At 49.7% G+C, this 23270-nt stretch carries 21 protein-coding genes and 1 tRNA gene; 17 read left to right on the top strand and 5 right to left on the bottom strand.

Features of this window, described 5'->3' with window-relative positions; translation table 11 throughout:
* Positions 1-666: 666 nt before the first annotated feature.
* Positions 667-1332, top strand: coding sequence for a hypothetical protein (locus tag NST08_RS29515; protein WP_341342599.1), 666 nt, complete (start codon positions 667-669; stop codon positions 1330-1332).
* A 239-nt stretch (positions 1333-1571) separates the two neighbouring features.
* Here the strand turns inward: NST08_RS29515 and gntK are convergent, their stop codons facing one another.
* The 4 genes from gntK to gnd all read right to left on the bottom strand — a co-directional run bounded on the left by gntK (position 1572) and on the right by gnd (position 6466).
* A complete protein-coding gene (gntK, locus tag NST08_RS29510) occupies positions 1572-3119 on the bottom strand; it encodes a gluconokinase (protein WP_341034654.1) in 1548 nt (515 codons plus the stop codon).
* A gap of 91 nt (positions 3120-3210) precedes the next feature.
* Positions 3211-4572, bottom strand: a complete 1362-nt coding sequence (locus NST08_RS29505; protein ID WP_007129234.1) for a GntP family permease — start codon at positions 4570-4572, stop codon at positions 3211-3213.
* 163 nt (positions 4573-4735) lie between these two features.
* Complete coding sequence (locus tag NST08_RS29500; RefSeq protein WP_028406529.1) at positions 4736-5413, bottom strand: FCD domain-containing protein; 678 nt, start codon at positions 5411-5413, stop codon at positions 4736-4738.
* Positions 5414-5566: 153 nt separating this feature from the next.
* The gene (gene gnd / locus NST08_RS29495; protein ID WP_007129232.1) at positions 5567-6466 is read right to left on the bottom strand and encodes a phosphogluconate dehydrogenase (NAD(+)-dependent, decarboxylating); all 900 of its coding nucleotides are present in this window, start codon (positions 6464-6466) and stop codon (positions 5567-5569) included.
* 443 nt (positions 6467-6909) lie between these two features.
* Here gnd and rpmH point away from each other — a divergent pair, with 443 nt between their 5' ends.
* The 12 genes from rpmH to NST08_RS29435 all read left to right on the top strand — a co-directional run bounded on the left by rpmH (position 6910) and on the right by NST08_RS29435 (position 20602).
* Complete coding sequence (gene rpmH, locus NST08_RS29490) at positions 6910-7044, top strand: 50S ribosomal protein L34 (protein WP_007129231.1); 135 nt, start codon at positions 6910-6912, stop codon at positions 7042-7044.
* 232 nt (positions 7045-7276) lie between these two features.
* Complete coding sequence (gene rnpA / locus NST08_RS29485; RefSeq protein WP_028406528.1) at positions 7277-7627, top strand: ribonuclease P protein component; 351 nt, start codon at positions 7277-7279, stop codon at positions 7625-7627.
* A 77-nt stretch (positions 7628-7704) separates the two neighbouring features.
* Positions 7705-8583, top strand: coding sequence for a YidC/Oxa1 family membrane protein insertase (locus NST08_RS29480; protein WP_251535902.1), 879 nt, complete (start codon positions 7705-7707; stop codon positions 8581-8583).
* Entirely contained in the window at positions 8580-9362 is a 783-nt protein-coding gene (jag, locus tag NST08_RS29475) for an RNA-binding cell elongation regulator Jag/EloR (RefSeq protein WP_007129228.1), read from the top strand. Before NST08_RS29480 ends, jag begins: the two co-directional genes overlap by 4 nt.
* Before the next feature lie 236 nt (positions 9363-9598).
* On the top strand, positions 9599-10975 hold the full coding sequence (gene mnmE, locus NST08_RS29470; RefSeq protein ID WP_251535900.1) for a tRNA uridine-5-carboxymethylaminomethyl(34) synthesis GTPase MnmE: 1377 nt from the start codon (positions 9599-9601) through the stop codon (positions 10973-10975).
* Between the two features lie 230 nt (positions 10976-11205).
* Positions 11206-13092: a tRNA uridine-5-carboxymethylaminomethyl(34) synthesis enzyme MnmG gene (mnmG, locus tag NST08_RS29465; protein ID WP_341342598.1), complete on the top strand. Its 1887-nt coding sequence runs from the start codon at positions 11206-11208 to the stop codon at positions 13090-13092.
* A 3-nt stretch (positions 13093-13095) separates the two neighbouring features.
* Positions 13096-13815, top strand: coding sequence for a 16S rRNA (guanine(527)-N(7))-methyltransferase RsmG (gene rsmG, locus NST08_RS29460; protein ID WP_341342597.1), 720 nt, complete (start codon positions 13096-13098; stop codon positions 13813-13815).
* A 1801-nt stretch (positions 13816-15616) separates the two neighbouring features.
* Positions 15617-16435, top strand: coding sequence for a nucleoid occlusion protein (gene noc, locus NST08_RS29455; RefSeq protein WP_007129224.1), 819 nt, complete (start codon positions 15617-15619; stop codon positions 16433-16435).
* 491 nt (positions 16436-16926) lie between these two features.
* Positions 16927-17688 (top strand): ParA family protein, encoded by a 762-nt coding sequence (locus tag NST08_RS29450; RefSeq protein ID WP_007129223.1) that lies wholly within the window; start codon positions 16927-16929, stop codon positions 17686-17688.
* Positions 17681-18520: a ParB/RepB/Spo0J family partition protein gene (locus NST08_RS29445; RefSeq protein WP_028406523.1), complete on the top strand. Its 840-nt coding sequence runs from the start codon at positions 17681-17683 to the stop codon at positions 18518-18520. Before NST08_RS29450 ends, NST08_RS29445 begins: the two co-directional genes overlap by 8 nt.
* Positions 18521-18914: 394 nt before the next feature.
* Positions 18915-20063: an aminotransferase class V-fold PLP-dependent enzyme gene (locus NST08_RS29440; RefSeq protein ID WP_144879127.1), complete on the top strand. Its 1149-nt coding sequence runs from the start codon at positions 18915-18917 to the stop codon at positions 20061-20063.
* Positions 20064-20101: 38 nt separating this feature from the next.
* On the top strand, positions 20102-20602 hold the full coding sequence (locus NST08_RS29435; RefSeq protein WP_144872615.1) for a DUF4446 family protein: 501 nt from the start codon (positions 20102-20104) through the stop codon (positions 20600-20602).
* Here the strand turns inward: NST08_RS29435 and yyaC are convergent.
* The gene (gene yyaC / locus NST08_RS29430; protein ID WP_007129219.1) at positions 20577-21182 is read right to left on the bottom strand and encodes a spore protease YyaC; all 606 of its coding nucleotides are present in this window, start codon (positions 21180-21182) and stop codon (positions 20577-20579) included. The genes NST08_RS29435 and yyaC overlap by 26 nt on opposite strands.
* A gap of 344 nt (positions 21183-21526) precedes the next feature.
* Between yyaC and NST08_RS29425 the strand changes: the two genes are divergently transcribed.
* The 4 genes from NST08_RS29425 (at position 21527) to NST08_RS29410 (ending at position 23172) form a co-directional block, all read left to right on the top strand.
* The gene (locus tag NST08_RS29425) at positions 21527-21769 is read left to right on the top strand and encodes a DUF3343 domain-containing protein (RefSeq protein WP_028406520.1); all 243 of its coding nucleotides are present in this window, start codon (positions 21527-21529) and stop codon (positions 21767-21769) included.
* 14 nt (positions 21770-21783) lie between these two features.
* Positions 21784-22683 (top strand): mechanosensitive ion channel domain-containing protein, encoded by a 900-nt coding sequence (locus tag NST08_RS29420; RefSeq protein WP_144872621.1) that lies wholly within the window; start codon positions 21784-21786, stop codon positions 22681-22683.
* Between the two features lie 63 nt (positions 22684-22746).
* Positions 22747-22965 carry a DUF951 domain-containing protein gene (locus NST08_RS29415; RefSeq protein WP_007129216.1) on the top strand — a complete coding sequence of 73 codons (219 nt, stop codon included), beginning with the start codon at positions 22747-22749 and terminating at the stop codon, positions 22963-22965.
* 116 nt (positions 22966-23081) lie between these two features.
* Positions 23082-23172 (top strand) — tRNA-Ser (locus NST08_RS29410).
* The last annotated feature ends 98 nt before the right edge of the window (positions 23173-23270 follow it).

Here is a 23270-nt window from a genome sequence, read left to right as displayed (position 1 = left end):
AACTGTCACTCCTTTAAATCTTCCAAATGTGGCTAGAGCCATGAGTGGAAATGTCGAACCAAAATGAACGATGTCAAATTATCCCCAAAACTAACCCCCTGTGGAAACAAAAAAATATGGATAAATTGAAATTGTTCACAACTTTATCCACAGCTTGTTGATAATATCATGTGTTCATTCACATATTCACATCCAAAAGTAATATCATCATAGCAAAAGAAGGCCTTATTTTCAATGTATGTCGCTAATTTATCCACAAATTCAATACGTTGTGCATAATTCTTATTCACACCACTAGATATTGTTTATAAATTGTTCAGCTTTCGACATCATTAGCCTTCATGCGAAAAAAATTATGCACAGGTTGTCCAAATCGCAAACAATTTTTGCTTCCATCTCCATCTGTTCATAACTTCTGGTTGAATGTTCTAGCGGCCTTTATAATCAACCAAAGGTAAAAATGGTTGTGGATATCCCTCACTCGGACGTGCATGGCATGTCGAATGGGGGATTTTTGCCTGCTCAGGGGGGCTGAGAGCAGCGCAACCAGTGGTCATTCATCGACGTACTATAAGGAAACTTCGAACGGAGGAAACGGGATGGGAGAAACGCAGCCTAGGATTCAGTGGAGGAGATGGCTAGGGTTGCTCGTGCTGGTCTTGATCGTTGCTGCGGTCGCAGGCTGGGCGCAAAGCTATTATTCGAAGACATTTTTTTTATCTGGACGACGTCAAATACTTCAAGTATGAGGATTCGGGCAGCGGTACGGTCGAATATCGCGCTTTATTCGGCCGGGGAAGTCCGGTGTATGTTCACAAGTATGAGTCAGATCGGGTGATTGAAGCCGAGGGAGAAAGGTACCAGATTCACGGAAAAGAAGGGATGAGCGGGGAATGGGAGCCGTATGCTGTCGTTTATCCGGATGGTACCGAATTCCGGGTGGAGCCGTTTGGCCAAGACGGATTCCAGGTGTTTGATCAGGCTGGAGAGTGGGTGCTTCCCCCGGCAGTCATACAAGTTGGGTTGGGAAACAAAATAAGTGATCCGGATAGCCCTCGTTATTTTCCAGCGGATATTGCCGCTGCGTCGGACGAAGCGTTCCATCAGCCTAACGGCAGCGTAGGGTTCTTCCTTTTGGCCGTCGCATTGTTTATTTTCAACTGGTGCAGTTTTCGTTATGAAGCCTTTCAGCGCTTTATGTTTCATATATCTCCTTCCAATCTGATGGTGAGTGACCCGGAGCCGAGCGATTTCTATTTCTTCATGTGCAAGGTCGGCGGTATTTTTGGGATGGGATTCTCGTTGTGGATATTTTTTGCTCACGCGCTGTGATTAGGACAGTAGAAGGGAGGCTTACGCTGTCTGCTTTGTAAAAAAGGCATTAGGCCCGTTATATTCGAGACTGTTGGCGATTCGCCCCAGGCTCTTAATCCGCCCTCGGTGATTGCATGATCACCCAGATTGTTGGTGCGCCGGGGAGCATGCATCCTGCATCATAAAAAAAGCCTGTCTTTGCGAGGGATATTCCTCCGCCAAAGACAGGCTGTCTTTATTTTACTAGGTCACTCATGTTATTTCTGCTCAAATCTGCGCTGGAACTCCGATATGGCTTCATAGTCTTCCTCCAGCTTGCGCGAGATCCGGATATAGATCGGAAGGAGCGCTTTATACACATCGGCGTTCTCCTTCACCGGCTGGTGCTCATGCGTGCCGCCGACCATCGTTGAGACGATATCTAGCGAATCCACTCTTCCCGTAGCATATAAGCCCAGGACGACGGCGCCGAGACAGGAGCTCTCATAGCTCTCCGGCACGATCACCTGCTGGTCGAAGATATCGGCCATCATCTGCCGCCAGATCGGTGAGCGGGCAAAACCGCCGGTGGCGTGAATCTTCGCCGGATGGCCCATCTGCTCCTCCATGGCGAGCAGAACGGTATACATATTGAAAATGACACCTTCCAATACGGAACGGATCATATGCTCCTTCTGATGGTTCAGCGTAAGGCCAAAGAACGAGCCGCGCGCATTCGGATCCCACAGCGGGGCACGTTCTCCCGTTAAATACGGATGGAACAAAAGGCCGTTCGAGCCCGGAGGAATGCGGTCTGCAATTTTGGTCAGCACATCGTACGGATTGATCCCGAGCCGCTTGGCCGTTTCAATCTCCGATGCCGCGAATTCGTCCCGTACCCAGCGGAAAATCATGCCGCCGTTATTGACGGCACCGCCGATGACCCAGTGCTTCTCGGTCAGGGCATAGCAGAAGATCCGTCCTTTCGGATCGGTCATCGGCCGGTCTACGACCGTTCGGATGGCGCCGCTCGTACCGATGGTCGCCGCAACGACGCCCGGCTGAATTGCGTTGACGCCAAGGTTGGACAGAACGCCGTCCGCAGCCCCAAGCACGAACGGAGTGGAAGGAAGGAGACCCATACGAGCAGCGTATTCTTCCTTCAGGCCTGTCATGATATGTGTGGTTGGCACGAGTGTGGACAATTGATCCTCGGTAATCCCGGCCAGCTTCAGCGCTTCCTGATCCCAAGCGAGGGCTTCCAGATTCATCATGCCGGTGCTGGAGGCGATGGAATGGTCCACCACATACTTGCCGAACAGCTTATAGTATACATATTCCTTAATCGAAATGAATTTGGCGGTTTGCTTGAACACGGACGGCTGATCATGACGGAGCCACATCAGCTTTGTCACCGGCGACATCGGGTGAATCGGCGTGCCGGTTCTCAAATACAGCTCCATGCCGCCAAGCTCCTTCTTGAGCTTCGCGGACCAGGCGGCACTCCGGTTATCCGCCCACGTAATGCAGCGGGTTAACGGGACTCCTTCCTTATCCACGGCAATGACGCTGTGCATTGCGGCACTGAAGGACACGAACAATACCTGCTTCGGAGAAATTCCGGTATCGGCCATCACGCCTTGGACCGAGGAGAGCACCGTTTGAAAAATCTGTTCCGGATCCTGCTCGGCCGTCGAAGGCGTAGGGGTGTGAAGGGGGTATTCACCGCCGGCCTTGGCGACGACTTCTCCATTCTCCTTAAACAGCACCGCTTTGGTGCTTGTCGTTCCGATATCGACACCGATCATGTAGTTCTGTGTACTCAAGAGACATACCTTCTTTCTATTTGAGGTCCCCAAGCGAAGTCTTGCGTTGATGCGCGTATCTTCACCGGGGACCTCATGAGCTTATGTTCAATTATACAATTAGATTTAGGACAAGGGCCAATACAAGACCGGTTACAGAGAGAATCGTCTCCAGCACGGTCCAGGTCTTCAGCGTCTGGGCTACGGTCATATTGAAGAATTCCTTAACCATCCAAAATCCAGCGTCATTGACGTGGGACAAGACGATGGATCCGGCGCCGGTAGCAAGGACGACAAGCGCGACATTGGCGTCCGGCGTCATGGCGAGCACAGGTGCAACAATGCCGGCAGCCGTCGTCATGGCTACGGTGGCCGAGCCGGTTGCAACCCGGATCAGGGCTGCGACCAGCCATGCGAACAGGATGATATTGATGTTGGCGCCGGTGGCAATCTCGGCAATCGCATTGCCGACGCCGCTGTTAATCAGTACCTGCTTGAAGGCGCCGCCTGCACCGATAATCAGAATGATGGAGGCGATCGGCGCTAGACACTCGCTGGTGAACTTCGACAGCTCATGCTTGTTGAAGCCGCGTGCAAAGCCGAGCGAGAAGAACGAGAACACCGCCGCAATCAGAAGGGCGATGACTTCGTGTCCCACGAATTTGCAGATGACAGATATGGCGCTCGTGTTGTTAGGATCGATGATCTCAGCTGCCGAGCCGATCAGCATCAGAATGACGGGAAGCAAGATGGTGAAGATCGTGATGCCGAAGCCGGGCAGTCCGCGATCCGCTTTGCTGGAGAACTGCTCGGCCAGCTCTTCAGGCGGCTCGGTTGTGATCCGCTTGCCGATATATTTGCCGAATACGGGACCTGCAAGAATGGCGGCAGGAATCCCGATGACAAACGAGTACAGAATGGTAATGCCCAGGTCCGCGCCGTACGCATCAATCGCGATCATCGGAGCGGGATGGGGCGGAACCAGACCGTGAACCGTGGATAAGCCGGCCAGAATCGGAATGCCGATCTGCAGCAGCGACATTTTCGTTTTACGGGCTACGGTAAAGACGATCGGAATCAGCAAAATAACACCGACCTCAAAAAACACGGGAATACCGACAATAAAGCCGACAATCATCATGGCCCAGTGTACCCGCTTCTCCCCGAAGCGATTGACCAGCGTCGTTGCGATTTGCTCGGCGCCTCCGGACTCGGCCATCATTTTGCCCAGCATGGTGCCAAGCGCGATAACGATGGCTATCGTTCCGAGCGTTCCGCCGAGACCGCCGGTTATGGATGTGATCACGTCCATCGGCTGCATGCCGGTCAACAGCCCCAGCAGCAGCGCAGCGATCAGTAGTGTAACGAAGGGATTCCACTTATATTTGGATATCAGCACGATCAGAAAAACGATCGTCAGCAAGGTCCAGAACATTAAAGTAGCGTTATGGCTGAGACCAAAAAGTGTGTTCATAGCTGTCTTCCTCCTATAGATTACCCATTATGTCCGGGTGGTTATTGGTAAACTGAGCGGTTTTCTGCGGTAGTATGCCCAAAACAGAATGAATTTCTATTGTATACTTGTCGACAACTTAGAGCGTGCAATAAGAAACGGAGGAAGGGAGGACTACGATAAGTTAATCCTCCGGGAAACTCAGATGCAGCGTCCGGCGGGAATCATCGAAATATTGCTGAACCGCCGTTTGAATCCGGTCCGGATCCAAGGATTCCATCTCTTGAATAAGCCGGATATGCTTGTCCGTTACGTATCGGAGCTTGGAGGCACCTCCGCTGAACACCTGCCGGGTTGTGATCAGCATGACCGTCATCACAATCGGACGGATGCTCTTCCATAAATGCATGATCCGCTTATGATTCGCCTCGGTTATGATGCGCTCGTGGAAGCTCAGATCCTGATAGGAATACTCGATCGGATCCACATGCTTGGCAGCAAGCTCCATCCTGTCGACAATTTGCCGAAGCTGGCGGATCAATTCCGGCTGCTGCCGCGCAAAAACCTCTCCTTGCACGAAGCTTTCAATAAGATACCGCACATCGTACAGCTCTTCGACGTCTTTAAGGGATAGGCCCATGACAACAGCGCCCATGCGCTCCAACTGAATCAAGCCCTCGCTGGACAGCGTTTTCATCGCTTCGCGAACAGGGGATCGGCTGGTGCCGAACTCGCCTGCGATCCGGTTCTCCGAAATGACTTCCCCGCGCTTGATCGTGCCGCTAATGATCTGCAGCCTTAACTCGCTCGCAATGGCCTCGCCAAGCGAAGCTCCCTGCAGCCAGGCCGATGGGTATTTCATAGACTGATTCTCCAATCCGGTTAACTAGTAATCATCCTCTTTCGTGGTAATCATACCACAGGAAAAGTTCCGGATTCCATTCATGATGCCGTTTTTCCCCGGATGTTATCCAGGCTATGAAGACGCTTGCTAAAACGCGGATGGAGAAGCGGATTATTCCGACTTCTCGACCGCATGGCCGCCGAATTCATTGCGAAGCGCTGCCACGACTTTTCCATGAAACGTATCTTGATCCAGCGAGCGGTAACGCATAAACAGGGAGAGGGCGATTACCGGTGCGCTTGCCTGAACTTCCAGCGCCGTTTCGACGGTCCATTTACCTTCACCGGAGGAATGCATGACACCTTTGATGCCTTCCAGCTTCGGATCTTTGGAGAAAGCGTTCTGCGTGAGCTCCATGAGCCAGCTGCGGATGACGGAACCGTTCGACCATACCCGGGCAACATCCTCGTAATTGTAGTCAAAAGCGCTCTTTTCCAACACTTCAAATCCTTCGGCAATGGACTGCATCATCCCGTATTCGATCCCGTTATGGACCATTTTGAGGAAATGTCCGCTGCCGCTTTCGCCGGCGTAAAGATAGCCGTTCTCGACAGCCATGTCCTTGAACAGGGGTTCGATGCGGCTGAATACCTCGCGGTTGCCGCCGATCATAAAGCAGCCTCCGTTATGGGCACCTTCCATGCCGCCGGACGTGCCGGCATCGAAATAATAAATTCCTTGCTCCGACAAACGGGTTGCCCGGGCAATGGAATCCTTATAATGAGAGTTGCCGCCGTCAATCAGAATATCGCCCTGGGCAAGAAGAGGGGATAGCGAATCAATGACCGAATCCACAATCTTACCGGCAGGAACCATCATCCATATGATACGGGGCGAATCCAGCTTCGCCACCAGTTCTTCAGTCGAAGCGGTGCCTTCGGCCCCATAACCGGCAGCCTTGCTCACCAGATCGGCATTCAAATCGTACGCGACGACCTCATGCTGATGATGAATCAGGTTCTGGACCAGATTGAGACCCATTTTCCCAAGGCCGATCATGCCTATTTTCATAATATGATGCAGCTCCTTCTTAGATGTATACTTGTATACAACTTAAATTCAATTATTTATACTACTCCTTTATGGCGCCGGTGTAAACCGGCGAGGCGTCGCCCGATCAAGGTCCGAAAAACGCCGATAGTTCTATTCACAGACGGTTTCAATAGGTTATCCCCATGTGGATAAATCAAAACTAGCAATAAACGCTACATGTGGAAAACTTAAGCTTCCCTAAAAAGGCAAAGTTTGATTTGACTTTTAGTCCTGATCGTGATTAAATGTAAAAAGGCATTTTCTGTGAAGATAAAGGACATCATCCGCAATTACTGCGGTCTGTTATCAAGAGATGCGTCGATGGACGACGACTTGGCGGTCTGTCTTCCGTGAAAGTGCGTCGGTAGACGTTTAATCTTAAAATACGTATGAGAGATTCCTGTAAGGGGGTGCATTAGATCATGAGACCAACATTCAAACCGAATGTGAGCAAGCGCAAGAAGGTGCACGGCTTCCGCAAAAGAATGAGCACGAAGAACGGACGCAAAGTATTGGCTAGCCGCCGTCAAAAAGGAAGAAAAGTACTTAGCGCTTAATACTGTGCCGAAGACCACCGAGGTGGTCTTTTTTTCGTAATATCTCCTGTTTGATGAAGGGTGGGGTAAATGCCAACCTGTATTTGATCACTTAGGAGGCCCTTCGTGTATGTGATGTTGTTTGCGTTTACCGTCGTACCGGCATGACTATACTATATATATAGGAAGCGATGCCCGGAGGCGGAGAATGTCGATTAATGAATTTGATTATCGGTCAGGCAGGGAGAGACTTGTGCATAGAAAACTTCGTTTACGGAACCGCGCGGACTTCAGCCGGGTATATCGGCACGGAAAGTCCTTTGCCAATCATCAGTTTGTCTTATATTGGTCGCGTAAAAAAGAGGTAGAGCAGTTTCGCGTCGGCGTATCGTGCAGCAAGAAGATCGGAAATGCCGTCGTACGCAACCGGATGAGACGTGTGGTGAAGGAGATTGTCCGGCACCATCAGCATGAGATCGTGGAGCATATCGACTTGATCTTCATTGTCCGAAAGGGAGCGCTAGGCAAGTCGTATCAGGAGCTTGAAAAAAGCGTGCTGCATGTTCTGCGGAAATCCTCGCTTTTGAAACCGAAAAAGGGCTGAACGCTTGTGTTTATTTGTCCATATAAATATGTTATGATTTACCGTGGAATGGCAATGGCGAAGAGAGGGGTTTTGAAGTGTCGTTCATGAAGACAAGACGAGGAAAATGGTTCCTCCTCGCCGCTGTAATACTCGCAGTGGCGGTTATATCAGGTTGTGCGCCTGGAGCTGACCAAACGCGTTCCATCGAAGACTTGAAAAATGGCGGCTTTTGGCAGAGCAACGTTGTTTACTACTTTACCTTGGCACTTGATACGTTTGCTACATGGTTTAACGGTGAATACGGATTATCTGTCCTTGTAATGGTGCTTATCGTCCGTACATTGATCCTGCCGCTGACCTTGAAGCAGGTCAGAAGCTCTAAGGCCATGCAGGCGATCCAGCCTGAGGTTCAGAAGATCCGTGAGAAATATAAAGACAATCCTGAGAAAATGCAGATGGAAACGATGAAGCTTTTCCAGGAGAACAAGGTCAATCCGATGGCGGGCTGCTTGCCGCTGCTCGTTCAAATGCCGATTTTTATCGCACTCTATCATTCGATCTACTATAATGGACTTCTTCGTGAGCACGAGTTCTTGTGGATGCAGCTCGGTGAGCCGGACAAGCTGTTCATCCTGCCGGTATTGGCAGCAGCCACGACGTATCTGCAAACGAAGATGATGATGAAGATGAACCCGTCTCCACAGATGGGGATGATGCAGTTTATGCTGTTCGTGTATCCGATTTTGATCTTTGTCATGTCCTTTCAGTTTCCTGCTGCGCTTCCGCTGTACTGGTTCTACAGTAACCTGTACACGATCGTGCAGAACTACTTCTTGTACCGCAACAATGACAAGGCAGCTGTAACGGCAAGCGTTGCCAGCGCGACCCAAGGTCAAAAGAGCAATAAATCCGGGAACAAGAGCAGTCATAAAGGCGGGAAAAAGGGTTCGAAAGGAGCCAAAAAGTCGAGATGAGTAAAATCGTCGCAACAGGAAAAACCATTGAAGAAGCTGTCGCACAAGGGCTGGCCCGCTTGGGTGTAAGTCAGGATCGTGTATCGGTTCAAATATTGAGTCAGCCATCAAGAGGATTCCTGGGCCTGTTCGGGGTCAAGGAAGCGAAAGTTGAACTAACGCTCCTGCCTGAACGCGCCGGCGGCGAATCACACCATCCGATGACTCCTTCGTCCCATCAGTCGGCACCTGCCGCAGAGGTGAAGGTATCACATGCCTCGAGCGCGCCGGCACCATCCGCCGTGGCAACGATGGAAGAGAGCCGCACGGAAGCCGCTGAGGCGAAGAAGGACCCTTATGAGGAAGCCATCAGCTTCCTTCGCGAGACGGGACAGGCCATGGGGCTGGATATCTCGGTCGAGCAGGAAAAGGGGAAAGATTTCACGACGCTTCATATTTCCGGCGCGGGTCTCGGGCTGATGATCGGCCGCAGAGGCCAGACGCTGGACGCCCTTCAGTATCTGGCGAACATCGTGGCGAATCGTTATTCGGACAGTTACCTTCGCATCGTTCTGGATGCGGAGAACTTCAGGGAACGCCGCAAGAAGACGCTGGAGGATCTGGCCGACCGGCTTGCCGGACGGGTTCTGAAGAGCCGCAAGGAGATTGTGTTGGAGCCGATGCCGGCCGCAGAGCGGAAGGTCATCCATGCCAGACTGCAATCCCACGGCGGCGTGAAGACGTACAGCAAAGGCGAAGAGCCGAATCGCAGAGTGGTCATCACTCCGAAATCGTCGTAAGCCTTAATCAGAAGAGTATATGTTGATCAATGACTCCTTAAGCTTGTTAAAGGGAGTCATTGTTTTTTACCAAGATACAGTTTTGGGGCGCATCAGTCGGGCGATTGTTCGAGCTACAGCTTGGTGCAGCCGTTATACGCCCGAGGAGGGCGTTATCTAAGAGGAGATACAGCGAGTTGCAGAATGCATAGGGTATGAATCTGCACCCGTTCTAAATAGAAAGAGGTGAATACAGCATGTATAGCGATACAATTGCAGCCATTTCTACGGCCGTCGGAGAAGGCGGGATCGCGATTATTCGCGTCAGCGGACCGGACGCCGTGACGGAAGTGGAGCGTATATTTAAGAGTAAGCGTAAGCTGAGCCAGGTGGAATCCCATACGGTCCACTACGGCCATATTGTAGATCCGCAGACCAGGGAGAATCTTGAAGAGGTGCTTGTTACGGTCATGCGGGCGCCCCGGTCGTTCACGACCGAGGATGTGGTTGAGATCAGCGCCCACGGCGGGGTCATCTCGGTAAAAAGGGTAATGGATCTGCTGCTGCAGCTGAACATCCGTCTTGCCGAGCCGGGGGAATTTACGAAGCGGGCCTTCCTGAATGGCCGTATCGATTTGTCCCAGGCAGAGGCAGTCATTGACCTGATCCGTTCGAAATCGGATCGTGCTTTCTCGGTGGCGTTGAAGCAGGTGGAGGGGACCTTGTCCCGGAAAATCAAGGAGCTTCGTCATACGCTGGTGGAAACCCTGGCCCACATCGAGGTGAACATCGATTATCCCGAGCATGACGTGGAATCTTTGACGGCAGAGTTCATTAAAGAGAAGAGCAGTCAAGTGATGGGCGAGATCGACAAGCTGCTGAAGACGGCCCAGGAAGGGAAAATTTTGCGCGAAGGCATCACGACAGCGATTGTCGGGCGTCCGAACGTAGGGAAATCCTCGCTGCTCAATACGCTGGCGCAAGACAATAAGGCGATCGTAACGGATATTCCGGGCACGACGCGCGACGTGATCGAGGAATATGTGACGATCAACAATATTCCGCTGAAGCTGCTGGATACGGCCGGAATCCGCGAAACGATGGACGTGGTCGAGCAGATCGGCGTCGAGCGTTCCCGGCATGCGGTGAACGAGGCCGATTTGATTTTGCTCGTCCTGAATGCCAGCGAGCCGCTGCATCAGGATGAACTGGAATTGATGGAACAAATACGCGGTAGACAATGTATCGTCATTATGAATAAAATGGACTTACCGTCTCAGCTCGATAAGGATGTGCTGAACCGGTATGTTCCGGATGAATTGATCGTTCCGATGTCCGTGAAGGCACAGGAGGGCATCGATCGGCTGGAGGAGGCCATCTCGAATTTGTTCTTCAGCGGCCGAATCGAAGGCGGGGATTTGACGTATGTCAGCAATGTGCGGCATATTGCCCTGTTGAAAAAAGCGAAGCAGTCGCTTCAGGATGCTTATGAAGCGGCCGATCAGCTCATCCCGATCGATATGATCCAGATCGATGTGCGGCTCGCCTGGGAGCAGCTTGGCGAAATCCTGGGCGAAGCCGTTGGCGATTCGCTGATTGACCAGATTTTCTCGCAGTTCTGTCTGGGCAAGTAATCGCTAGAGGATGATTTGTTGAAATGGAAGGAAAATGCGGAGCCGGAGGTTGTGGGTGATTTGGGTGACCGGATATTCTTCCGCAATTCTTGGTCTCCATTACCATCGTTTTTCTTCTATAATAAGCGATAAGCTGCAGGTTGTAGTTTTTTTTAGAAGTTCTAAGCTGATCCACAGACATGGTGGAGGCTTTAATATATGAAAACAATATTCGAATAGGAGGGTTAGCCATGAGTTTTATGGGAGGCACGTATGACGTTATTGTCGTCGGTGCAGGACACGCCGGCTGTGAAGCGGCGCTTGCGTCTGCCCGAATGGGTGTCGAAACGTTGATGATCACGATCAACCTGGATATGGTTGCTTTTATGCCCTGCAACCCGTCGATTGGCGGTCCGGCCAAAGGACATGTCGTTCGCGAAATTGACGCGCTTGGCGGGGAAATGGGACGCAATATTGACAAAACCTTTATTCAAATGCGGATGCTGAATACAGGAAAAGGACCGGCGGTGCATGCATTGCGTGCGCAAGCCGATAAATTCTCCTATCAGCACACGATGAAAGAAACGCTCGAGAAGGAAGAGAAGCTCACGCTTCGTCAAGGCATGGTTGACCGCCTCATCGTTGAAGACGGCGTCTGCGTAGGCGTTGTGACACAGACCGGTACGGAATACCGCGCCAAAGCTGTCGTCGTGACGACAGGCACGTACCTGCGCGGCAAAGTGATTATGGGCGAGCTGACGTACGAGAGCGGACCGAATAATCAACAGCCATCGGTGAAGCTGGCGGAGAACCTTCGCGAGCTCGGCTTTGACCTCGTCCGCTTTAAAACAGGAACTCCTCCGCGGGTTCACAAGGACACGATTGATTTTTCCAAAACAGAAATTCAACCGGGCGATGAAAATCCTAAGTTTTTCTCGTACGAAACGAAATCGTCGGATAACGAGCAGCTTCCATGCTGGCTGACGTACACGTCGGTGGATACGCACCAAATTATTAATGATAATCTGCACCGTGCGCCGATGTATTCGGGTCTTATCGAAGGCACCGGACCACGCTACTGTCCTTCGATTGAGGATAAAGTTGTTCGGTTTGCCGACAAATCGAAGCATCAGATTTTCCTGGAGCCGGAAGGCAAAAATACGAAGGAATATTATGTGCAAGGGCTATCCACCAGCATGCCGGAAGATGTACAGCTGGCCATGCTCCGTTCCATTCCAGGGATGGAGAAAGTGGAATTGATGCGCAATGGTTATGCTATTGAGTATGACGCGATCGTTCCGACGCAGCTGTGGCCAACACTGGAGACGAAGAAGCTTCCGGGGCTGTTTACGGCAGGTCAGATTAACGGAACATCCGGCTACGAAGAGGCGGCAGGGCAAGGGATTATGGCCGGCATAAATGCCGCCCGCAAAGTGCAAGGGAAAGAACCGGTCATTCTGGACCGTTCGCAAGGATACATCGGCGTAATGATCGATGATTTGGTGACGAAGGGAACCAATGAGCCTTATCGCTTGCTGACTTCCCGTGCCGAATACCGTTTGCTGCTCCGCCATGACAATGCGGATCTGCGCTTGACCGAAATCGGTCATGACATCGGCCTGATCTCGGAAGAGCGGTATGCAAATTTCCTGCGCAAAAAAGAACTGGTCGAGCAGGAAATCGAGCGGCTCCGTCAAGCAAAGGTGAAGCCGGTTGAGGTAAATCCGATGCTGGAAGCAGCCGGTTCGGCTTCTATCCAGGACGGAAGCAATCTGCTCACCATCCTTCGCCGTCCGGAAGTGACGTTTGCGATGATCGAGTCGATTTCACCGTCTCCTTTTGAATTGGATGAGGAAATGAAGGAGCAGGTTGAAATTCAAGTCAAATATGCCGGTTATATCGAGAAGCAGCTGGGTCATGTGGAGCGCCTGCAGAAGATGGAGAAGAAACGGATTCCGGAAGACATAGTCTACGATGATATTCACGGTTTGGCCATCGAAGCTCGTCAGAAGCTGAACAAAATCCGCCCGATCTCCATCGGGCAAGCATCCCGGATCAGTGGCGTCACACCGGCGGACATTTCGATACTGCTTGTGTATCTTGAGCACTATAACCGGGTAACCGCAGCGAAAGGATAAGGTATGGACGATATCCAGAAGTCATTTGTTGAACGGCTGCAGCAGCAAGGCATCGCGATAGATGATCGGCAGCTTCATCAGTTTGAGCAATATTATGAGCTGCTAGTGGAATGGAACGAGAAGATGAACCTGACCGGGATCACTGAGCGGGATCAAGTATATACCAAGCATTTTTACGACTCGCTTACGCTCGCGTTCTACGTAAAGATGCCCGACATCGGAAATATGGCCGATATCGGGTCCGGTGCAGGCTTCCCGGGGATTCCGCTCAAAATCGCGTTCCCCCATTTGAAGCTGACCATCGTAGATTCGCTTAATAAGCGCATCACCTTTTTGAGGCATGTGGTGGAGACGTTGGGCTTGGAGCAGGTTGAACTGATCCACGGCCGGGCGGAAGAGGTAGCCCGCAAGCAGGGATACCGGGACGGATTCGACCTGGTTACTGCCAGAGCAGTAGCTCGTATGGCGGTGCTGAATGAATTCTGCCTACCGTTTACGAAGGTGGGAGGGAGGTTCGCGGCAATGAAAGGCAGCGACCCCTCAGAGGAAGTCAAGGATGCAGCTCGCAGCCTGAAAGAGCTAAGAGGCTCCCTGGACCAGATCTACTCATTCTCGCTTCCGATCGAGGAATCGGACCGCCACATCGTCATTATCGACAAGAAGGGCGCTACCCCGGCCAAATACCCGCGCAAAGCGGGGACAGCGGCCAAATCTCCGCTCTAAGAGGTCTTGCTGCATGCTGGGCATGCCCAAAGCGATGATCAGAGATGTTTGCTTATTGGATTGGATGGTTGGTCAAGTTGCAGGGGCATAGTCACATTATTGATGACGTGAAATTTGCAGCATCGATCAGACGGCATCCGTGAAGGTAAATGTAAAGAAGGACCCAAGGCGGGTCCTTCTTTTTTTGTGCCATGGTATGATATAGAACAAATCAAGGATTTAAGGATCCAAGGATGTATTTTTTGGCGTTTTATAATCTGGTGTGCCGCCACATACCAAGAGTCATTATTTTATATATACCGATTTCACACAGCATATTTTCACACCCCGTATCCTCAATTGTAAGAACAGCTAGTGCAAAATCAGTTGCTAGCTTAGCTGCAAGATCAATTATAAGACCAGCTATAAATCATCATTAAAGTAGTCAGTTACAGATCAGTTGGTTAGAGATCCATAATCCATGAAACAACGAGTTATTCTAACGTGCCTGAGACGTTCCGACTAACGGCCCAAGACAATCGCCGGTTGAACGGCCGGAACCGACGCATTCGATGAGAAGCGGCCATGCTGGGCCATCAGCTCGAGAATCTGTTCAAGTTAAACCCTATACATTAATTGCTTTCATGGAATTTGCGGTTATAAAAGGCCATGGGCAGACTCTGTTTTTAAATTCTAGACTTTGTTGGTTCGCATGCACTAGCGTGCTCTCCAAGAGCTTATAAAAGTGACTACGATCCGCTAGTTGGTAGAAATTATGCAAATGTTTCACGTGAAACATTTGATAGGGAGGGAGTGGAGTTGATCATCGGCAAAAATAAGGTGACTAACTTGGCGCAGGAAGTATGAAGAATGAAGTATGAAGAATGAAGAATGAAGTATGAAGGATAGGAGTATAAAGCATAAAATTTCAAGCCTGATAGCATGTTGCTTTACCAAAGCAAAACCTATTTGCATGCGTGATGGCTGACGCCCATTTCCAGCCTTAAATGGCATGGCGGGTATTACGCAGTCGGCATGGAACATTTTTGGGAAAACCCATTGTAGAGGAACGAGCCTTCTACTTATGAAGAAATTCACAAAAACTATGAATCTACCTTACCAATCACTTAGGATAAAAACCGACTAAGCCTTTATTCAAATAGGAAGGTATGAGTGTTATTGTTTTGTGAGATTTCACATAAATGAGTGCTAATCAAAACGAGAAATGCAGGAAAAAAGGTGATTTTGGAGAATAGAGTTATAGAACAAAAAGTGGTAGAATAGAATCGTAGCATTATACAAGCAGGCGGGCTGACTTAGCCCGTTCTTTGATGGGCACCGAAAGGTTCGATCAAGGTGATTCGCCCATCCTTGCTTCGTGCAGACGAACGGCTACCACACAGCGACGGAAAATAGCTGTTGAGACAGCGATGTCCATTTGTTGAAGGCGGTCCTATTCACGATGGTTTGCTGCACGAGTAGAGGTATAGATCTATTCTTGTTAGATATTCAATGTAATGACATCATGATATTACCTCCTGTTGTATCTTTCAAGAATTAGTCGTGTTGAATGCGGCTTTTCAGAGAAGTGCGCCCAGTGAAGATGATGATGGCGTTGGTTCTCAATTTGCATGAAGTATGTTTTTGCAGGGAAATGCCTGGCTCTATTACTACATAAGCGGCTTCCACATATAGGGGATATGGGGTGCCGAGGCTAGCAGTGTAAACTGCAGGGCGGTAGTTTGCCTGCCGGTATTTGCCGGCTCTGATGATTGTCGGGGGCTCATCCATGCTATCATGAAATTAGGTGGTAATATACGGAATGAAAGAACAATTTTCGAAGTTGTTTGGCTTGGCGGCAGAGCGTAACCAAGGGGATGAAGTGAAACAAATCCCGGTCAACGAGGTTGTCAGCAGCCCATACCAGCCGCGGACGATATTTGATGATGAGAAAATTGATGAGTTGCTCCAGACGATTAGAACCCATGGAGTGATTCAACCGATCGTTGTCCGGGTCCGTAACGGCGTGTATGAAATCATTGCCGGGGAACGCCGCTGGCGTGCGGTTAAGAAGCTGGGTCTGGATACGATTCCGGCTATTGTTCGGGAGTTCAACGATTCTCAGGCAGCATCGATTGCCCTGATCGAGAATTTGCAGCGCGAAGGGCTTACTTCAATTGAAGAGGCCGTTGCTTATCAGAAGCTGATCGACCTTCATCAATTAACACAGGAAAGCTTGGCGCAGAGACTTGGCAAGAGCCAGTCGACGATTGCTAACAAAATCCGTCTGCTGCAGCTGCCGGAACCGGTCAAAGCAGCATTAATGGAACGTAAAGTCACGGAGCGCCATGCGCGTGCACTGCTTTCTTTGGACAACGAGGAAACCCAGCTGAAGGTGTTGGATGAGATCATCACCAAGGAACTGAATGTGAAACAGACGGAGGCGCGCATTGCCTTCTATAAAGAGGTAACAACGATGAAGAAGGCCAAACGGATCTCCTATAGCAAGGACGTTCGTCTAGCACTGAATACGATCCGTCAATCGATTGATATGGTTTCAGGCTCAGGCATGGCCATCAAGACAACAGAGAACGATCATGAAGATCATTATGAAATCGTGATCAAAATACCTAAACGTTAATCGGGTGTAAAGGCGGTATGCATCGTGCCGCTTTTTCTATTGAGCATAAACGAGGTGTTTGAATCCGAGGCTTGTTGATCTTTGTTTCATTGACTTAAGCGTTAATGGAATAGGGGCATTCCGGGATGATTTCGGTTCAAGTCGAAAGTAAGCCCTTTACGTTTCGCTGGCACCCTCATATTGGTCGTTTATGAATTTTCGAAACTATCAGCGTTATATCCAATATAAAAAAATGATGCCGGCAATATTCAACCTTCCGATTCAGGAGGGCTGAATCTTGTCGTTATTGAACGGTATCATCCACAGCCGGAAATACAGCTTTCGTTTAAAGATGAAAAGCTTGTATATCTGTATTGCTTTTTTTCCATCGATGAATGACCCGGATCTGCTTATTGATTTGGGGATGTTCATATGATCTATATCCGGCTCTCGGGCTGTGTATCATCTATTGCGACTACTTAGAAGAGTCTTCCTACATTGAGGTGAAATGAGTGTCTAAAATTATTGCCATAGCAAATCAAAAGGGCGGTGTCGGCAAAACGACGACTTCCGTCAATCTGGGAGCTGGATTGGCTACGCTAGGCAAACGGGTGCTTTTGGTGGATATAGACCCCCAGGGCAACACGACAAGCGGGGTTGGTATTAATAAAGCCGATGTTGCAAATTGCATTTATGATATTATCATCAATGAAGTACACCCGAAGGACGCTATATGTGGGACGAACGTAGAGGGGCTCGACATCATACCGGCAACCATTCAATTGGCTGGCGCGGAGATTGAGCTGGTTCCCACGATCTCCCGTGAAGTGCGTCTTAAGAAATCGCTGCAGCTGATCAAACCCCAATACGATTATATTCTCATTGATTGCCCGCCATCGCTCGGGATTTTGACGATTAATTCGTTGACGGCAGCCGATTCGGTCATTATTCCGATTCAGTGTGAGTATTACGCTTTGGAAGGGCTCAGCCAGCTGCTGAATACGGTTCGTCTCGTTCAGAAACACCTGAATACATCGCTGAAGATCGAAGGTGTGCTGTTGACGATGCTGGATGCCCGGACCAATCTCGGCATTCAGGTTATTGAAGAAGTGAAGAAGTATTTTCAAGAGAAAGTGTACAGTACGATTATTCCAAGAAATGTTCGTTTGAGTGAAGCGCCATCCCACGGACAATCGATCATGACCTATGATCCTCGTTCAAAGGGAGCGGAAGTATACTTGGAGCTGGCAAAGGAAGTGATCTCGTATGAGTAAACGTTTAGGAAAAGGGCTGGATGCGCTTATTCCTTCTTTGTCTATTCATGAGGATGACAAGGTTGTGGAAATTCCGCTGACTCAGTTGCGAGCGAATCCGTACCAGCCGCGCAAGACGTTCAACGATGAAGCTATTCAGGAATTGGCAGAGTCCATCCGGCAGCATGGTGTCATACAGCCGATTATTGTACGCAGTGTTTTAAAGGGATACGAAATCATCGCCGGAGAGCGTCGGTTCCGGGCATCTCAATATTGCGGCAAAGCGACCATTCCTGCCGTAGTCCGTTCATTCAGCGATCAGCAGGTAATGGAAATAGCATTGATCGAGAACCTGCAGCGGGAGAATCTGAACGCGATGGAAATTGCAGTGGCTTATCAAGGGCTGATGGAACAATTTTCCTTAACGCAAGAGGAGCTGTCGCTAAAGGTCGGTAAATCCCGTTCGCATATCGCCAACTTTCTTCGGTTGCTGTCTCTTCCGGAGGAAGTGAAGGAAAATGTTTCACGTGGAACATTGTCAATGGGACACGCAAGAGCGATCGTCGGAATTAAAGATCCGGTGCTTGTGAAGCAGCTGGCTAAGCAATGCGTGGAACAGGAGTGGAGTGTCCGCGAATTGGAGGAGGCCGTTAAGAACCTGGATCGTAAACCGGCTGACAAGAGTAAGGTTAAAACGAAGAAGAAAGATCCGTATATTGACCATCTTGAGGAAAGCTTGAGAGAAAGGTTCAAGACGACGGTGAAAATCAAGCATAACAAAGATAAGGGGAAAATCGAACTGAATTATTACAGCAAACAGGACTTGGAACGCTTGCTGGAGATGCTCCAATAATTCGGTAATAGTTATCAAAATTGCAAATAATTCAGGTGCAGGATCCTGTATAATAGGTGAGCGCCCGTAAGATCGAGAGGACGTGCAACAGAATCGTTGCGTTGTCGTGCTTAAAACCAAAGACATGTCGATGTTCCCGGAGCGGGAAATAGATATGTCTTTGTTTAACCCTATTAGAACGAATGCAATGATGTGAATTTTCTTACTGTAAAGAAAAGGCGAGAATTTGTTCGTGGGAAGCAAGGTCTTAGGTGAATCGCTGGGCTCGTATGGAAAAGTGTGACGAGTATAGTTATGAACATTGTGGTTGAATGGTCAAGGCTAATGTGTTTGATTTGAGGGAGAGCAAGGGTTTCAAAGAAACGTAACTTCGGGTTGAGAAGGAGCGGCGAACGTGGACTCAATCGTTTATCTGGATCATGCAGCAACATCATGGCCGAAACCTCCCGAAGTGTTGGAAGCAATGAGAGTGTCGATGGAGGAGGCTGCGGCCAATCCCGGACGGGGGAGTCATGCCATGGCGGTGAAGGCTTCTCGTGTGTTGTATGGGACTAGAAGGGCATTGGCAGCTTTGTTCGGAGTTAAAAATCCTAATGACATCGTGCTCACATCCAATACGACAGAGGCGCTGAATTTAGCGATTAAAGGATACTTGCGAGAAGGAGATCACGTGATTGCAACGATGATCGAACATAATTCCGTGCGTCGCCCGCTGGAATATTTGAAGCGAACACGGGGAGTGCAGGTAGACTACGTGGCGGTTAATGAAAAAGGAGAGTTGAGGCTGCAGGAGGTGGAGTCGGCTTTTCGCTCAAATACGAGGCTTATCGTCTGCAGTCACAGCTCCAACCTGCTCGGTTCTATTATTCCATTGGAAGAGTTAGGGGCGCTTGCGAAGAAGAAAGGTGCTGTCCTTCTCGTAGATGCAGCCCAAAGTGCAGGTGTGCTGGATATTCATGTAGAGGACATGAATATCGGGATGCTCGCTTTCCCCGGACATAAGGGGCTGCTCGGTCCGCAGGGGACAGGAGGGCTGTATCTGTCGCCTGATATTGATCTGGAGCCGCTTCTGCATGGAGGGACGGGTAGCCAATCGGAGGCGCTGGAACAGCCGACCATTCGTCCGGATCGGTACGAAGCGGGGACTCCGAATACCGTCGGCTTCGCAGGCCTTCAGGCTGGAGTGCATAAGGTACAGGAGCTGACGCCAAAGCAGATATACCAGCATGAATGGGAGCTTACACAGGTGTTGATGGAGGGGCTGCTTGCACTGCCATCGATTCGGATACTTGGACCGGGGCAGGGGGAAGCGCGAACCGGAATTGTGGCATTCGTATCGGATACATACAGCGCTTCGGAAATAGCTTTTCGATTAGATCGGGAATACCGGATAGCCGTTCGTTCCGGCTACCATTGTACACCGCTTGCGCATATGGCAGCAGGCACGGATCGGATGGGTGCAGTTAGGGCGAGTGTCGGTATAACGACCCGTCCGGAGGAAATTAGCCTTATGCTTCAGGCTATGGCGGAAATTCATGGCTGAGTATAGAGATCAAGATGGAGAAGAGGAAGGAAGAAAGCATGACTGAATTAAATGAATTGATCATGGAACAGCTGCATTGGTTTGTCGTCTTAATGATCATGATCATCTTGATCTTATGGATTACGGTCATCGTTCAAGGGGCAAAGCTTCGGGGGATGCGTCGCCGTTATGATGCTATGATGGCAGGGAGCGGAGTCGAGGATCTGGAAAGCTTGCTGGTTCAATTGAAGGTACAAATGGATGAAATTGAAGAGGGCCATGCCGATCACCAGAAAATGCTCGATTCGATTAACCGAAAGCTGAAAGGAATGAAATCACGGGTTGGCATTGTTCGCTATAATGCATATGGAGAACGTGGAAACGAAATGAGCTTCTCCCTGGCTATTGTTAGCGATCAAGAGGAAGGGATTGTTCTGACCGGCCTTCATAACCGGGAGAGCTCGTATGTGTATGCCAAGCCGCTCAAAGACGGACAATCCAAATATCCATTGTCTCCGGAGGAGAAAGAGGCACTTACTCTTGCGCTGCAAGAAGGGTAGAACGATGCCATTCCTTGATCCCGGCAAATAGACAGGTTGCAATGATATCAGACAGCCGCATGACTAAGCTTAAACGCGTGTTCTGTAATACGAAGTACTCCATAAAGCCGCCGACATTGACGATGCCAGTTACATGGATATCGCCAACCGGCGGCAATTCTTTATGCACGCCGGCACCAGGTTTGAGCGGTCCATCCGATACCTGAATCGATCCGACGCTGGAGGATTGGCCAAGGCAGGCATCGATGCCGATGACGAAGGGGTTGTCGAATTTCTCATAGATTGCAGTCAGTGTTTCCTTCAAATTCATGGCGTGGACAGGCTCGTCCAATGTACCGTATAGATGGAACAACGGACTATTATAACGTGCCAGAGAGGTACCGACTAGAGGTCCAAGGCAATCGCCGGTTGAACGGTCGGTGCCGATGCAGACAATGACAAGCGGCCTTTGTTGGACGCGGACATCCGACAGATGGAAGAGCAAGCGATGAATAATGGCAGAGTGAATATCAGGATCGGTATGGGATATTTTCAAGCTCGGGGTATCAGAACGAGACGTTATTTTAGATAGCCTGTTCATAGAATCTTCCTTTCGTCTGCATTTGGTAGTATCAGTATATGGATGAAAGACTGTTTTTATACTTTGCGATGCCATGAAATATTAAGAACGGGTCCTTTTCAAAATCCCAAAACCAGGCTTAACGGGGAAAGGCTCGGCCATTCAACGGCTCAATGCTTGGCTTCATGTTAAAGGTGAGAATCGTATATAAATCTCTTAGATGGTGGCAATACAATAATAGAGGGCAGAGGCTTACGTAATAGAGTGGGAAGCGAAGGAAGAGAGGTAAGGAAGTGAATAAACGGCTGGGTGGTTGAATACAAGGCCTGAATGATGGAGGGAGGGATAAAGCCGTGGGGGATGCCATGCTGATTGCTTTTGATTCCACCCAGCAGGCGCTGCGTGCCGAGATGCTGCTGGAGTATGCGGATATCGAAATTGATTTGTTTCCGACCCCGAAGGAAATTACCGCAGGATGCGCATTGTCGATTCAATTTCCGCCTGATGCGTTAAATGAGGTTCAAGAAATCATTAGGCGGGAGCAAGTGGAGATCAGAGGAATATTTGCTCTCAATGACAACCAGATTTATGTGAACATCGAAGATTAGGGAGGAAATAACGAATGAAGGCAATGGGCTATCTGGTAGAGAATCCAGCTGATCCAGAAAATTTTGAGCAAATGGGAGAGGAGGCATTGCAGTTGAAAGATCAGATTTGGGCATGGTTAACGAATGAAGTGATGTGGATGCACATTCTTTCGTCCGCTATCCGGGTCATCATCATCTTCATCCTAACTCGGATCGTCATACGTATTGTTTATAAAATGATCGATCGGTTTCTGCTAAGACAGGAAAAAAGCCGGATCCAAGTCAATGCAAGGCGGTTTGTAACGGTAGGGGAGCTGCTGAAAAATGTAACCTCGTTTGTATGTAACTTTGTCATGATCCTGATTATTCTGGCGGAGTTCCAATTCAAGCTTGGTCCGCTATTGGCCGGTGCCGGTGTGTTGGGCCTTGCAATCGGTTTTGGTGCTCAGAGCTTGGTGAAGGACGTTATTACCGGGTTCTTCATTATTTTCGAGGATCAGTTTGCCGTAGGGGACGTCATTAAGAGCGGAGAATACCGGGGGACGGTAGAGGTTATTGGCTTGCGCACGACACGCGTAAGAGGCTTCAACGGAGAAATTTATATTATTCCAAACGGATTAATCACGAGCGTTACGAACTTTTCCCTCTCCAATTCCCTCGCCGTCGTCGATCTGCCGGTGAAGAACGAACAGCAGCTACAAGACACAATCGCACTCATTCAGGCTGCACTCAGCAATATTATGGACCGGTGTCCGGATGTTAAGGGAACGCCGGATGTTTTGGGAATCCAATCGCTGAGCACCTCCGAGTATGTGGTGCGCATTGCTGCTGAATGTAATCCGAATGCGCGGGAAACGGTCGAACGGCGGATTTTAACCGATATTAAGCAAGCCATTGAAGCTCGGGATAAAGGTCAGGAACGGGCCCAAGCTTGATCATGTCGGCATCCGATGATATATAATAGATAAAATGTGATTGATTACGGAGGAGCGGTAGCGATGGAGCGTAAGGTATTTCAGTTAGGGGATATCGTACAGATGAAGAAGCCGCATCCTTGCGGGAATAATGAGATGGAAATTATCCGCATGGGGATGGATATCCGGATCAAGTGTACGAAGTGCCAGCATAGTGTGCTGATACCGAGAGCCAAATTCGAGAAAAATATGAAGAAGGTGCTGAGGTCAGCTCAGGAGCAGGAAGGGGCAGAGGAGGCGTAACCATTTCGCGCCTTCCGCCTCTTTAGGGTTAAATGGCTATTGGATCGGTGTTTCAGGATTGGATAAGAACAGGTATTGACCAAGCCTTATTTTCATGATATAATCAATTCTGCTGTGGAAAGGTACCCAAGAGGCCCAAGGGGGCTGACTCGAAATCAGCTAGGCGTCGCAAGGCGTGCGTGGGTTCGAATCCCACCCTTTCCGCCACCAACTATATTCAAGCTCCGCTGTTATGAATATAGAGGAATTAGTGGTACATAAGGCAGGCGATCTAAGAATCACTGCATAACAGAACACCTTCACCA

The organism is Paenibacillus sp. FSL K6-1566 (assembly GCF_038050475.1).
Taxonomy (GTDB): Bacteria; Bacillota; Bacilli; order Paenibacillales; family Paenibacillaceae; genus Paenibacillus_AQ; species Paenibacillus_AQ lactis.
Note: the sequence above shows the minus strand (reverse complement) of the source record. Positions and strands in the feature narration are given on the sequence as shown.